Source organism: Streptomyces sp. PL-29 (genome assembly GCF_058344425.1).
Genome location: NZ_CP136996.1, coordinates 4,926,901 through 4,941,441 on the forward strand (window position 1 = coordinate 4,926,901; position 14,541 = coordinate 4,941,441).

The 14,541-nt window shown below is 71.4% G+C and carries 7 protein-coding genes; 1 reads left to right on the top strand and 6 read right to left on the bottom strand.

Annotation, left to right across the window (positions count from 1 at the left end; genetic code table 11):
- Nucleotides 1-30: 30 nt before the first annotated feature.
- The 5 genes from R4Z63_RS22875 to R4Z63_RS22895 all read right to left on the bottom strand — a co-directional run bounded on the left by R4Z63_RS22875 (nt 31) and on the right by R4Z63_RS22895 (nt 8,719).
- Nucleotides 31-654, bottom strand: a complete 624-nt coding sequence (locus tag R4Z63_RS22875; RefSeq protein WP_172671406.1) for a helix-turn-helix domain-containing protein — start codon at nt 652-654, stop codon at nt 31-33.
- A gap of 450 nt (nt 655-1,104) precedes the next feature.
- Complete coding sequence (gene glgB / locus R4Z63_RS22880) at nt 1,105-3,393, bottom strand: 1,4-alpha-glucan branching enzyme (protein WP_384445536.1); 2,289 nt, start codon at nt 3,391-3,393, stop codon at nt 1,105-1,107.
- The gene (locus R4Z63_RS22885) at nt 3,390-4,832 is read right to left on the bottom strand and encodes a maltokinase N-terminal cap-like domain-containing protein (RefSeq protein WP_063890648.1); all 1,443 of its coding nucleotides are present in this window, start codon (nt 4,830-4,832) and stop codon (nt 3,390-3,392) included. Before R4Z63_RS22885 ends, glgB begins: the two co-directional genes overlap by 4 nt.
- Before the next feature lie 177 nt (nt 4,833-5,009).
- The gene (gene treS / locus R4Z63_RS22890) at nt 5,010-6,728 is read right to left on the bottom strand and encodes a maltose alpha-D-glucosyltransferase (protein ID WP_037928031.1); all 1,719 of its coding nucleotides are present in this window, start codon (nt 6,726-6,728) and stop codon (nt 5,010-5,012) included.
- The gene (locus R4Z63_RS22895) at nt 6,725-8,719 is read right to left on the bottom strand and encodes an alpha-1,4-glucan--maltose-1-phosphate maltosyltransferase (protein WP_052031250.1); all 1,995 of its coding nucleotides are present in this window, start codon (nt 8,717-8,719) and stop codon (nt 6,725-6,727) included. The genes treS and R4Z63_RS22895 overlap by 4 nt, the downstream gene beginning before the upstream one ends.
- Before the next feature lie 678 nt (nt 8,720-9,397).
- Here R4Z63_RS22895 and glgP point away from each other — a divergent pair.
- Entirely contained in the window at nt 9,398-12,034 is a 2,637-nt protein-coding gene (gene glgP, locus R4Z63_RS22900; protein WP_037928033.1) for an alpha-glucan family phosphorylase, read from the top strand.
- A 209-nt stretch (nt 12,035-12,243) separates the two neighbouring features.
- Here glgP and R4Z63_RS22905 read toward each other — a convergent pair whose 3' ends face one another.
- Complete coding sequence (locus R4Z63_RS22905; RefSeq protein ID WP_037928034.1) at nt 12,244-14,511, bottom strand: M4 family metallopeptidase; 2,268 nt, start codon at nt 14,509-14,511, stop codon at nt 12,244-12,246.
- Nucleotides 14,512-14,541: the final 30 nt, after the last annotated feature.

The window sequence follows — 14,541 nt, forward strand, 5'->3', positions numbered from 1 at the left end:
TCCGGGCGGTGCGCGGGCGCTCCGGGCGTGCTACCCCGCGCCGCCCGCGAGCTGCCAGAAGCGGTCCACGATCCCGGTGAGGAACTCACGGCCCGCATCCCCGCTCGCGGCCTCGCCCTGACCGCCGCCCCAGCTGAGCGTCGCCACCATCCGCGACTGGTAGTCCCCGTGCAACTGCTCCAGTACCCGCTCCAGGTGGTGCTTGGGGATCGGCAGCAGTTTGCCGAGCGGCTTCACGTAGGCCTGCCAGCGCGTGGTGACCGCGCTGCGCAGCAGTCCGGCGAGCTCCTCCTGCTTGCCGGTCGCCGTCACGAACTGGGCCAGGGTGAGACCGAGCACGGTGGCGAGAGCGGCGGACTGCCGCTCGTTGCCCTTCCAGCGTCCGGTGTCCTCCATCTTCTGGTAGGAGCCCGTCTCCAGGCCGATCCGCCGGGCCAGTTCGTCCGCCGCCAGCCCCCGCGCGATCCGGTGCTCCCGCAGGGTGACCGGCTCGGCCAGCAGCTCGCCGGGCGAACACCACAGGACGCCCGCGAGCGCCGTGAGCTCGGCGGACGACGGTGATATCTCGCCGCGCTCCCACGCCATCACCGTCTCTGGGGCGACCACGAGTCCGTACTGGGCGCGCAGGCCGTAGGCGACATGTCCGGGAGCCATGCCCAGGGCCGCACGCAGACGCCGCGCGGCGGGGGCATTGAAGGGTGGGCTGGAGTGCACACCGCACACCGTAGAAGTGGCCGGGCTGCGCCGCCTACAGACCAAACAAACAAGCCAATACCTCGTAGGAACGTCCTATGGAGGAGGGGTCTTTTGGCGAGTTTTCCGGCGACTGTCCGGTAATCGGTGCATCTTCGGAATTCGAAGATCCATTACTGCGTACGGTTCCAGCCAACTCCCCGCGACGCAATACCCCTCACACGGCCTCCACGGAATGTGAACCGGAACCGCCCCTCGTACGTGGTTCCTGTGGGGCCCTCGCATACGGGGGTGGCGAGGGCCCCGCCCCGAGCACGTCCTGCTCGCCCCCGGCGACGGTGGAGCCGTGCGCCGGCCGGCCGGCGCACGGTCCGTCCTCCGCCCCCTGCCGGAAGCAGAGGACGGGTTCGGCTACGGCCTGAGCCAGATCGTCGCCAGCGGCGGCAGCGTCATCCGCAGGCTGGCCGGGCGGCCCTGCGCCGGCACCGGCTCGGGCCGCAGCGGCTGTGCGTGGTGCACCCCGCTGCCGCCGTACCCCTCCCGGTCGGTGTTGAGGACCTCGTGCCACACCGGTACCTCCTCCGGCACCCCGATCCGGTAGCCGTGCCGGACCACGGGCGAGAAGTTGGACACCGCCAGCAGCTGCGAGCCGTCCCGGGCGTACCGCAGGAAGGCGAAGACGTTGTCCTCCGCCGCGTCCGCCTCCACCCAGGCGAAGCCCTCCGGCACGGTGTCGCGCTCCCACAGCGCCGGCGTGGCCGCATACGCCCGATTCAGGTCCCGCACCAGATCGCGCACGCCCCGGTGGTCGCCGGCCGCCGGGTAGGAGGAGTCCAGCAGCCACCAGTCGGGCCCGTGGGTCTCCGACCACTCCGCCCCCTGGGCGAACTCCTGTCCCATGAAGAGCAGTTGCTTGCCCGGGTGGGCCCACATGAAGCCCAGGTACGCCCGATGCGCGGCCCGCTGCTGCCACCAGTCGCCCCCCGGCATCTTCGACACCAGCGAGCGCTTGCCGTGCACCACCTCGTCGTGCGAGATCGGCAGTACGTAGTTCTCGCTGAAGGCGTAGATCATCCCGAAGGTCATGTCGTGGTGGTGGTACTTGCGGTGCACCGACTCCTTCGACATGTAGCGCAGGGTGTCGTGCATCCAGCCCATGTTCCACTTCAGGCCGAAGCCCAGCCCGCCGCCGTCCGTCGGCCGGGTCACGCCGTCCCAGGCGGTGGACTCCTCCGCGATGGTCACCACCCCCGGGCAGCGCCGGTACACCGTGGCGTTCATCTCCTGGAGGAAGGCCACCGCGTCGAGGTTCTCCCGGCCGCCGTGCTCATTGGGCGTCCATTCGCCCTCGCCGCGCGAGTAGTCCAGGTAGAGCATCGAGGCCACCGCGTCCACGCGCAGCCCGTCCACGTGGAACTCCTCGCACCAGTAGACGGCGTTGGCGACGAGGAAGTTGCGTACCTCCTTGCGCCCGTAGTCGAACTCCAGTGTTCCCCAGTCCGGGTGCGCGGCCCGCCGGGGGTCGTGGTGCTCGTACAGCGGCCGCCCGTCGAACTCCGCGAGCGCCCAGTCGTCCCTCGGGAAGTGCGCCGGCACCCAGTCGATGATCACACCGATCCCCGCCCGGTGCAGCGAGTCCACCAGGAAGCGGAAGTCGTCCGGGGTACCCATCCGCGAGGTCGGCGCGTAGAAGCCGGTGACCTGGTACCCCCACGAGCCGCCGAACGGGTGCTCGGCGACCGGCATCATCTCCACGTGCGTGAAGCCCAGCTCCTTGACGTACTCCGGGAGCTGCTCGGCGAGCTGCCGGTAGGAGAGACCGGGCCGCCAGGACGCCAGGTGCAGCTCGTACACCGAGAAGGGGGCCTGGTGCGGGGCGCGGGCGCCGCGCCGCGCCATCCACTCCGCGTCCTGCCACGCGTACTGTGAGGCAGTGACCACCGAGGCGTTCGCCGGGGGGACCTCCGCGGAGCGGGCCATCGGGTCGGCGCGCAGCGTGTGGCTGCCATCGGGGCGGGTGATGTCGAACTTGTAGAGCGTCCCGGCGCCCACCCCGGGCAGGAAGAGCTCCCAGACGCCGCTGGATCCGAGCGAGCGCATCGGATGGGCGACGGAGTCCCAGTAGCAGAAGTCCCCCGTGACCCGGACCCCCTGCGCGTTCGGCGCCCACACCGTGAACCGGGTCCCGGCCACGCCCTGGTGCTCCATGGGCTGGGCGCCCAGCGCCGTCCACAGCCGCTCGTGGCGGCCCTCGCCGATCAGGTGCAGGTCCAGTTCGCCCAGGGTGGGCAGGAACCGGTAGGGGTCGTGGACCTCGATCTCGTCGCCGGCGTACGCCACCAGCAACCGGTAGTCCGGCACCGCGGTCAGGGGCAGCAGCCCGGAGAACAGTCCGTCGCCGTCGTCCTGCAGCTCGGCCCGCAGCCCCTTGGCGATGACCGTGACCGCCTTGGCGTGCGGGCGCAGCACCCGGAAGGCCACCCCGCCGCGCTGGGTGTGCGCGCCCAGCACCGCGTGCGGGTCGTGATGGCGGCCCTCCAGCAGGCGGGCCCGCTCCTCGGCGGCGAGCGGCGGGGCCGGGCGGACCCCGCGTGGAGGTGCCGAGCGGCGGGCCCGGGGAGTGCGTGGCTTCTTGGCCGCGGCCGCGGCGGGTACGGATTCGTCGCGGACGGTCGGTGACGGCTGTCGTGCGGCGCTCACGCGAGCGGCCTCCTCGGGGGCTTCGGGTGGGGGTGCGGATGGGGGGAGAGGGCGGGCGGGACCGGCGGCACGCGGTGGGCGGGCCGCGAGGGTTCCGAGAGCCGCCGGATCGCGGCCATCGGTACGTGCAGCCAGTCGGGGCGGTGCCGGGACTCGTACCGGGCCTCGTACACCGCCTTGTCGGTCTCGTAGGCGCGCAACAGAACGGGATCCTCGCGCGGGTCCCGGCCGGTGGTGCGGGCATAGCCCTCGCAGAACGCCGCCCGGCAGTCGTCCGCCCAGGCCGGGGCGAACGGCCGGTGCGAGCGGGCGGCGTAGTCGAAGGAGCGCAGTATCCCCGCGATGTCGCGCACCGCCGGTTCGGGACGGCGCCGGTCGGCCAGCGGCCGGGCCGGCTCCCCCTCGAAGTCGATCAACGACCAGCGGCCGTCGAGGGTGCGCAGGGTCTGGCCCAGATGGAGGTCGCCGTGGATCCGCTGGGCGGCCACCCCCGTCCCGCGGGAGGCGGCCAGCGCGTCGAAGGCGCCCCGCAGCCCGGCCTCGTACGGCCGCAGCGCCGGCACCTCCCGGGCGGTGGCGGCCAGCCGCGCGGTCATCCCCGCGGCGAGCCGTGCGGTCTGCTCCGGGCCGAGCGCGACGGTGGGCAGGGCGGTGGCGAGCGCGCTGTGCACCTCGGCGGTGGCCCGGCCGAGCGCGTGGGCCTCGGCGGTGAAGTCCTCCCCGGCGCCGAGCCGGCGCAGCGCGAGCTGCCATCCGTCGTCCGAGCCGCGCAGGTACGGCTGGAGCACGCCCAGGGTCAGCGGCTCCCCGCCGGGCGGCTCGGCCTCGTACCAGGCGACGGGCGCCGGCACCCGGGCGCAGCCGGCGGCGGCCAGCGCCCTGGGCAGCTCCAGGTCCGGGTTGACGCCGGGGCCGACCCGGCGGAAGACCTTCAGGATGAACGAATCTCCGTAGATGAGGGAGGAGTTCGTCTGCTCCCCGGACAGCGGCCTGGGCGTGAGCCCGGCCGGGACCGGTGCGGCCGGGTCCCGGTCGAAGCGCAGCGGGCCGAGCGGGCCGGGCGAGCGCAGCCGCTCCAGCAGCATCGCCGCGAGCCGGGGGTCGCCCAACGCCTCGTAGACCGCCCGGCCCGCGTACGGGCCCTCCTCGGGGTGGCCGATCAGAGCGGGCGCGAGGGCGGGCGGCAGGGACGGGCGGACGCCCAGCAGCAGCTGGTAGCAGTCCCCGTCGACGTCGAGCAGTACGTGCAGCAGTCCCGGGGTGGACCCGGGGGGCAGCAGGTCGGCCGCCGAGACGGTCGTGAGTCTGCTGATGGCCCGACCCTTGCCCGCGAACCAGCGCTGCGCGGGCAGCCAGGCCCGCAGCATCGGTTCGAGCGGGGCGATCCCGGCGGCCCGGTCGGCCGTCAGCCGGCTCCGGGCGGATGCAGCCTCCGACATGGCGTCGCGTCCTTTCCCCGGGCCGTCACAGAATGCGCAGAGTGTCCCGGATGCGCGGCAGTTGCTTCTCCGGCATGTGCGAGTGTCGGGTCAGGATGATCCGTACAGGGGCGGGCGATTGACCCATTCGAGCCGCCCGCCCCCTGGTCGAGGCGTGGTCCGCCTGTGCCGTGCCGGCTATTCGGCGCGGCGGTCACCGCGCTGTTCGGCACGCAGCCGGAACCAGTAGAAGCCGTGTCCCGCCAGGGTCAGCAGGTAGGGCCACTCGCCGATCGGCGGGAAGCGCACGTCGCCCGTGAGCTCCACCGGGACCCGCCCGTTGAACGACTGCAGGTCCAGCTCGGTGGGCTGCGCGAAGCGCGAGAAGTTGTGCACGCACAGCACCAGGTCGTCCCCGTACTCGCGCAGGAACGCGAGCACCGCCGGGTTGGACGACTGCAGTTCGGTGTACGAGCCGAGGCCGAAGGCCGGGTTCGCCTTGCGGATCTCGATCAGCCTGCGGGTCCAGTGCAGCAGTGAGGAGGGCGACGCCATGGCCGCCTCGACATTGGTGACCTGGTACCCGTGGACCGGGTCCATGATGACCGGCAGGTTCAACCTGCCCGGATCGCACGAGGAGAAACCGGCGTTGCGGTCCGGGGTCCACTGCATGGGGGTCCGGACGCCGTCGCGGTCGCCCAGCCAGATGTTGTCGCCCATGCCGATCTCGTCGCCGTAGTAGAGCACCGGCGAGCCGGGCAGCGACAGCAGCAGGGCGGTGAACAGCTCCATCTGGTTGCGGTCGTTGTCCAGCAGCGGGGCGAGCCGGCGCCGGATGCCGATGTTGGCCCGCATCCGCGGGTCCTTGGCGTACTCGGCGTACATGTAGTCGCGCTCTTCGTCCGTGACCATTTCGAGTGTGAGCTCGTCGTGGTTGCGCAGGAAGATCCCCCACTGGCAGTTCTTCGGGATGGCCGGGGTCTTGGCCAGGATCTCGGAGACCGGGTAGCGGGACTCTCTTCGCACGGCCATGAAGATGCGCGGCATGACGGGGAAGTGGAACGCCATGTGGCACTCGTCCCCGCCCTTGGTGAAGTCCCCGAAGTAGTCGACGACGTCCTCGGGCCACTGGTTGGCCTCGGCGAGCAGCACCGTGTCCGGGTAGTGCGCGTCGATCTCGGCCCGGACCCTCTTGAGCAGCTGGTGGGTGCGCGGGAGGTTCTCGCAGTTGGTGCCCTCCTCGGCGTACAGGTAGGGCACGGCGTCGAGGCGGAAGCCGTCGATGCCCAGGTCCAGCCAGAAGCGGAGGGCGGAGATGATCTCCTCCTGGACCGCCGGGTTCTCGAAGTTCAGGTCCGGCTGGTGGGAGAAGAAGCGGTGCCAGTAGTACTGCTTGCGGACCGGGTCGTACGTCCAGTTCGAGGTCTCGGTGTCGACGAAGATGATCCGGGCGTCCTGGTACTGCTTGTCGTTGTCGGCCCACATGTAGTAGTCGCCGTAGGGGCCCTCCGGGTCCTTGCGCGACTGCTGGAACCACTCGTGCTGGTCGCTGGTGTGGTTCATGACGAAGTCGATGATCACTCGCATGCCGCGGGTGTGCGCGGCGTCGACGAACTCCACGAAGTCGGCGAGATCGCCGAACTCGGGCAGCACCGAGGTGTAGTCGGAGACGTCGTAGCCCCCGTCGCGCAGGGGCGAGGCGAAGAACGGCGGCAGCCACAGGCAGTCGACGCCGAGCCACTGGAGGTAGTCCAGTTTGGCGGTGAGGCCCCTGAGGTCCCCGACGCCGTCGCCGTTGCTGTCGTGGAAGGAGCGGACGAGGACCTCGTAGAAGACGGCCCGCTTGAACCAGTCGGGATCGCGGTCCTTGGCGGGGGTGTCCTCGAAGGTGTCGTGGACGGGATCGTTGATCATCATGTGGTGGGTGACCCTCCGGTGGGCGGGGACGGTCGCAGAGCGGTCAGTACGTGCGCGGGCGTGCGGCCCGGCTCTAGGCGCACGTAGTTCGCCCTGCCCCAGTGATAGGTCTCGCCGGTGAGCTCGTCGCGCACCGCGAGGGACCCGTGCCAGTCGAGGCCGAGTACCGGCATGTCCAACGACACCGTCGCCTCCTGGGTGTGGTGCGGATCGAGGTTGACGACCACCAGTACGGAATTGGCGCCCGCGTGCTTCGAATAGGCGATCACCTGTTCGTTGTCGGTCGAGTGGAAGTGGAGGTCGCGCAGCTGCTGCAGCGCGGGGTTGCGCCGGCGCAGCCGGTTCAGGGTGGTGATCAGCGGGGCGATGGTGCGGCCTTCACGGTCGGCGGCGGCCCAGTCGCGTGGCCGGAACTCGTACTTCTCGGAGTTCAGGTACTCCTCGCTGCCCTCGCGCAGCGGGGTGTTCTCGCAGAGCTCGTAGCCGGAGTAGATCCCCCAGGTGGGGGACAGGGTCGCGGCGAGGACGGCGCGCACCTCGAAGGCGGGACGGCCGCCCTTCTGCAGGTACGCGTGGAGGATGTCAGGCGTGTTGACGAAGAAGTTCGGCCGCATCACCGAGGCGGAGGGGCCGGCGGAGAGCTCCGTCAGGTACTCCGTCAGCTCGGCCTTGGTGTTGCGCCAGGTGAAGTAGGTGTACGACTGCTGGAAGCCGACGGCGGCGAGCGCGCGCATCATCGCGGGCCGGGTGAAGGCCTCCGCCAGGAAGATCACGTCCGGGTCGGACTTGTTGATGTCCGCGATCACCTTCTGCCAGAAGACGACCGGCTTGGTGTGCGGGTTGTCGACCCGGAAGATGCGCACGCCGTGGTCCATCCAGTGCCGCAGGATCCGGCAGGTCTCCTCGACGATGCCGGCCATGTCGGTGTCGAAGTGGACCGGATAGATGTCCTGGTACTTCTTCGGCGGGTTCTCGGCGTACGCGATCGTCCCGTCGGCGCGGTGGCGGAACCACTCCGGGTGCTTCTCCACCCAGGGGTGGTCGGGGGAGCACTGCAGCGCGAAGTCGAGCGCGATCTCCATGCCCAGTTCGCGGGCCCGCGCGACGAAGGCGTCGAAGTCCTCGATGGTGCCCAGCTCCGGGTGGACCGCCTCGTGGCCGCCCTCGGTGGAGCCGATGGCCCAGGGCACCCCGGGATCCCAACTTCCCGCAGAAAGAGTGTTGTTGGGGCCCTTGCGGTAGGTGCTGCCGATCGGGTGGACGGGCGGCAGGTAGACCACGTCGAAGCCCATCGCGGCGATCGCGGGCAGCCGCTCCGCGGCGGTCCTGAAGGTGCCGCTGACCGGAGCCTCGCCGGGCTCCAGCACCGCGCCCTCGGAGCGCGGGAACATCTCGTACCAGGAGCCGAAGAGGGCCCGCCTGCGCTCGACGAGGAGCGGCAGCGGCTTGGAGGCGGTGACCAGCTCCCGGTAGGGGCGCTTGGCGAGCGCGGCGCCCACGGCGGGGGCCAGCGCGGCCTCGTACCGCTCGGCTGCCGGGAGGTCCTCGTCCCGCATGATCCCGGCCGCGGCCAGGACGGCGTCGCGGCCGTCGCGCTTGGGGATCCGCGCCGCGGCCCGCTCGAAGAGCTCGGCGCCCTCCAGCAGCACCAGCCCGGTGTCGATGCCGGCGGGGATCTTGATCGCGGCGTGGGCCCGCCAGGTGCCCACCGGATCGCTCCACGCCTCGACGGTGTACGTCCACCTCCCCTCGACCTCGGCGGAGATCCGGGCCCCCCACCGATCGGTGCCGGGGGCGAGCTCGCGCAGCGGTACGGGGGGCCGCAGCCGCCCCCTCGGGTCACGCAGGACGATGTGGGCGGCTACGGCGTCGTGCCCTTCGCGGAACACGGTGGCGGAGACCTCGAAGACCTCGTCCACGACCGCCTTTGCGGGTCTGGCGCCGCAGTCGACGGCGGGGCGGACGTCCAGCACGGGAATGCGACCGATCATGATGGGATCACCTGGGGGCAGTTCGCAGGGCTCGGTGACAACAGGCCAGCCGGTGTCACGACTGGTAGTGCACGCTCTGTTCGCTCTGTTTCTAGCCGCTCAGTGGACGGCTGGGCTGCGGGCATGGCCGCTCCTGTCCGCGTTCACTCGGGTGGCGGGGAGAGGGCTTGTGGGCGGGTGCGCCGTGCGTGTACCGCGTGTACCCGGGGAGCCCTTCCCACTCCCGCCCCGCCCAATCCGCGCACTCGGTTAACTACTCGTACGTAGTGGCACGCGCAAGACCAAGGCTCCGCCCGACATCCGGCCGGGCTCCGTCAAGTCGGCCGGGACTAGGTGACGTAGGGGCCGGAACCACCGGTTACTCCTGCCTCCCGAGCCTCAGGGGAACCACCCGCGCGGGTGTACGGGAGACGGCCGCCGCCCCCCGTTGCGGGTGGGAGTGACGCCTTGTGGCACAAGGGTGTGGACATCTGGCCGAAACACCCCTCCGGAAGACTCCGCGGAGTCGAGGACCTGCCGGAGCCCGACGGCCGGGAGGCGGCGCGCCCGCACCCGCGGCGCGCGCCGCAGGCGCCATGGCCGGAACGCGGGGGCCTCGCTAGCCTTCCCGGGGTGATGCGCGGGTGCACAGCGTGGTGCGGCCGCTCCGATCCGTCATCCCCTGCGAAGGTGGAACGTGTGAAGGCTATCCGTCGATTCACCGTGCGCCCCGTCCTCCCCGAGTCCCTGCTGCCGCTCACCGATCTCGCGCGCAATCTGCGCTGGTCGTGGCATGCCGAGACCCGCGAACTCTTCCAATCCGTCGACCCCGAGGGCTGGCAGGCCGCCGGCGGAGATCCCGTCCGGCTGCTCGGCACCGTCTCCGCCGCCAGGCTCGCGGAACTGGCGGCGGACCGCCGGTTCCTGCGGCGCCTGGCCGTCGCCGCCGCCGACCTCGATGACTACGTGAACGGCGGGAGGTGGTACCAGAGCCATGAGAACGGCGCGGAACTGCCCGCCGCCATCGCCTATTTCTCCCCCGAGTTCGGGATCACCGCCGCCCTGCCCCAGTACTCCGGCGGCCTCGGCATCCTCGCCGGGGACCATCTGAAGGCGGCCAGCGACCTCGGAGCCCCGCTCATCGGCGTGGGACTTCTTTACCGGCACGGCTACTTCCGCCAGTCGCTCTCCCGCGACGGATGGCAGCAGGAGCACTATCCCGTCCTCGACCCCAACGAACTTCCGCTCGGCCTGCTCCGCCAGGACGACGGCACCCCCGCCCGCGTCTCGCTGACCCTGCCCGGCGGCCGCGCCCTGCACGCCCACATCTGGCAGGCGCGGGTCGGACGCGTACCGCTGCTGCTCCTGGACTCCGACGTCGAGGACAACGACGCCGCAGCCCGTGAGGTGACCGACCGGCTCTACGGGGGCGGCAGCGACCACCGACTGCTCCAGGAGATGCTGCTGGGCATCGGCGGGGTGCGCGCGGTACGCGCGTACTGCGCGATCACGGGCCATCCCGAGCCCGAGGTCTTCCACACCAACGAGGGCCACGCCGGCTTCCTCGGACTCGAGCGCATAAGGGAACTGGAGCGGGAGCAGGGCCTCGGCTTCGACGCCGCCGTCGAGGCGGTACGCGCCGGGACCGTGTTCACCACGCACACCCCCGTCCCGGCGGGGATCGACCGCTTCGAGCGAAGCCTGGTCGCCCGGCACTTCGGCGACGGCGGCGAGCTGGCCGGCGTACCGGTCGACCGCATCCTGGAACTGGGCGCCGAGTCCTTCCCCGGCGGCGACCCCGGCGTGTTCAACATGGCGGTGATGGGGCTGCGGCTGGCCCAGCGGGCCAACGGGGTGTCCACCCTGCACGGAGCGGTCAGCAGGGAGATGTTCGCCGGTCTGTGGCCCGGCTTCGACCCGACCGACGTGCCCATCACCTCCGTGACCAACGGGGTCCACGCCCCGACCTGGGTGGCTCCCGAGGTGGTCCGGCTGGGCGCCCGCCAGATCGGAGCGGGCCGCACCGAGGACGCCCTGTCGGTCGGTGGCTCACGGCGCTGGGACGCCGTCGCGGACATCCCCGACCAGGACGTGTGGGACCTGCGCCGGGTGCTGCGCGAGCAACTGGTGCAGGAGGTGCGGGACCGGCTGCGGGCCTCGTGGCTCCAGCGCGGGGCCGCCGCCGCCGAACTGGGCTGGGTCGACTCCGTCCTCGATCCGGACGTGCTGACCATCGGCTTCGCCCGGCGCGTGCCCTCCTACAAGCGGCTGACGCTGATGCTGCGCGACCCGGACCGGCTGCGCAGGCTGCTGCTGGACCCGGAGCGGCCGGTGCAGATCGTCGTGGCGGGCAAGGCGCACCCGGCCGACGACGGAGGCAAGCGGCTCGTGCAGGAGCTGGTGCGCTTCGCGGACGACCCGCGGGTGCGGCACCGCATCGTCTTCCTGCCCGACTACGGCATGGCGATGGCGCAGAAGCTCTACCCGGGCTGCGACGTCTGGCTGAACAATCCGCTGCGTCCGCTGGAGGCGTGCGGTACGAGCGGGATGAAGGCCGCGCTGAACGGCTGTCTCAACCTTTCCGTCCTGGACGGGTGGTGGGACGAGTGGTTCGAGCCGGACTTCGGCTGGGCCATCCCGACCGCCGACGGGCTCGGCGCGGACGAGGACCGCCGGGACCACCTGGAGGCGAGCGCCCTCTACGAGCTGATCGAGGGCCGGGTCGCGCCGCGGTTCTACGACCGGGCCGGGCGCACGGGGCTCCCGGTGCGGTGGATCGAGATGGTCCGCCGCACGCTCGTGTCGCTGGGGCCGAGGGTCCTCGCCGGACGCATGGTGCGCGAGTACGTGGAGCGGCTCTACCTGCCGGCCGCGCTCGCCCACCGCTGCCTGACCGCCGACGCGGCGCGGGACCTCGCCTGGTGGAAGGGCCGGGTCCGGGCGGCGTGGCCGCGGATCGCCGTCGAGCACGTGGAGGCGCTGGCCGCGGCTCCGGTGAACGGCACCGCCGAACTGGGCGCCACCCTCACGCTGCGGGTGCAGGTGTCGTTGGACACGCTCGCGCCCGAGGACGTGGAGGTGCAGGCGGTGGCGGGTCGGGTGGACCCGCAGGACGTGATCCGGGACGGGCGGACCTTCCCGCTCAAGCCGGCTGCCGGCCCCGACCTGGAGGGGCGGTGGGTCTACGAGGGCCCGCTCGCCCTCGACCGCACCGGGCCCTTCGGCTACACGGTCCGCATCCTGCCGACCCACCCGCTGCTGGCGACCCCGGCCGAACTGGGCCTGGTCGCGGCCCCGGCGGGCGCGGAGACAGGCGGCGGCGTACTGCTGCGGTAGCGCGGGCGTGAACGGGGAGGACGGGCGGGCGGCGGGCCGGTCCCGGGTCGGGGCGGCCGGACCTCGTCCGGCCGCTCCCCGGTGCCGCGCCCGTGCCCGGAGCCGGCCTTCGGGGGCCCGACGTGACAGGGCCGCCCGGGGAGGTCTTCTCCCGGGCGGCCCCGTGTCCCTCTGTTGGTTCAGCCGCGGCTCACGCTGCCCTCAAGGGGTCAGAAGGTGAGCTTCCAGCTGTTGATGTAGCCGGTGTCCAGCCAGGCGGCGTCCCTGACCCGGAGCTTCCAGGTGCCGTTCGCGACCTCGGAGGAGGCGTTCACGGTGAAGGTCTGGACGATGTTGTCCGCGCTGCCGCCGCTGCGGTTGCGCAGGTTGTAGACGCTGCCGTCGGGGGCGACCAGGTCGACGATCAGGTCACCGACGTAGGTGTGGACGATGTTCACGTCCACCTTGAGGTTGCTCGGGGCGTTGCCCGTGCGGGTCACCAGGATCGGGGACTCGACCGTGGCGTTGTCCGTGATCTGGTAGTCGTTCGTGTTCTCGAAGACGTTCTGCTGGCCGGTGCCCACGGTCCAGGTGAAGGACGCCGTGCCGGTCTTGCTCTGCGAGTCGGTCACGGTGACGGTCACGTTGGACGTGCCCGCGGTGGTGGCCGTACCGGAGATCAGGCCGGTGGACGAGTTGATCGACAGGCCGGCCGGCAGGCCGGTCGCCGCGTAGCTCAGCGCACCCGGGTTGGTGCTGGTGGCCTGGACCTGCAGGCTGACAGCGGTGTTGACCTGGGTGTTCTGGTTGGGGATCGGGGTCACCGAGACGCCGCTCACGATGCGCGGGCCGACGTTGATGGCGGCCCAGGCGTTCGCCGCGTTGTTGTAGGTGGTCGAGCCGGCGCCGTACAGGTCGGCCGCCGCCTGCAGGGTCGCCGTGCGGGCGGCCGCGTAGTTGGTGTTCGACTTGAACAGACCGGTGGTCAGCGCGCGGAACCAGATCTTCGAGGCGGCGTCGCGGCCGATCGCCGTGACGGGCAGGCCGTCGGAGGTCGGCGAGTCGTAGCTCACGCCGTTGACGACCTTGGCGCCGGAGCCCTCGGAGGCCAGGTAGTACCAGTGGTTGGCCGGGCCCGAGGAGTAGTGGACGTCGATCGAGCCGATGCCCGAGTACCAGGAGTCCTTGGACGAGCCGTCCTTGCTGGGCTTGTCCATGTAGCGCAGCGGGGTGCCGTTGCCGCGGATGTCGATCTTCTCGCCGACCAGGTAGTCGCCGACGTCCTGCGGGTTGTTGGCGTAGAACTCGACCGCCGCCGCGAAGATGTCGGAGGTGGCCTCGTTGAGGCCGCCGGGCTCACCGCTGTAGGTCATGTTGCCGGTGACCGAGGTCAGGCCGTGGGTCATCTCGTGCGCCGCCACGTCGGTGGAGGTGAGGGGCTTGTTGTTGCCCTCGCCGTCGCCGTACGTCATGCAGAAGCAGGAGTCGCTCCAGAAGGCGTTCACGTAGCTGTTGCCGTAGTGGACCCGGCTGTACGGTGCCACGCCGTCGTTGCGCAGGCCGTTGCGGCCGTGCACGTTCTTGTAGTAGTCCCACGTGACCGCCGCGCCGTAGTGCGCGTCGGCGGCGGCCGTCTCCAGGTTGGACGGCTGGCCGTTGCCCCAGACGTCGTCCGGACCGGAGAAGAGCGTGCCGGTGCCGGAGGAGCCGCGGTTGAGGTTGTAGGTCTTGTGGTTGCCGCGCGCGGCGTCGGTCAGGTTCCAGGTGCTGCCCGACTGCGTGGTGCCGAGGGTCACCTGGCCGCTGTACATCGTGTTGCCGGTGCCGGTCTCGATGGCCTGCCACTCGGTGATCTTGGCGCCGGTCCTGGCGTCGGTCACCACGTGCAGCTCGTTGGGGGTGCCGTCGTGCTGGAGGCCGCCGACGACCGTCTCGAAGGCGAGCCTCGGGGCGCCTTCGGCCGCCCAGATCACCTTGCGGGCGCCCTTGGCGGGCTTGGCCTCCCTCGAACCCTCGGTGTTGGCGGCCGAGACCGCCTGCTTCTCGGCGGCGGCCGTGGTGACCGAGGCCTCGGTGGTCGCGACCTTGATCTCGTGGTTGGTCGCCCTGGTCACACTCTTGGTGACGCCGTCCTTGGCGTGGACCGTGAGGTCGCCGCCGAGTACGGGCAGGCCGTCGTAGGTCCGCTCGTACGTGGTGTGCGTCGTGCCGTCCGCATCCTGGACGACGTCGCGGACGACGAGCTTCTCGCCACCGCCGAGGCCGAGCGCCTTGGCGGCCTGCACGGTGGTCGAGTTCGCCTCGGCGAGGAGCGTCGCACGCTCCGATGCGCTGAGTACGCGGTTGGCCGCGCCCGGATTGGACTGAGCGGCCTTGGGTGCCGGTGACGCGGTGGCGTCGGCGGTGGCGGTTCCGGTCTGTATACCTACGGCGAGCAGGGCTGCCGCGGCAACGAGCGCGCCCGCCGCGGTGGCACGCCTCTGGGGGGTGGACCTCAACGCAGACTCCTTCTGCAAGGGGGGTTCCGG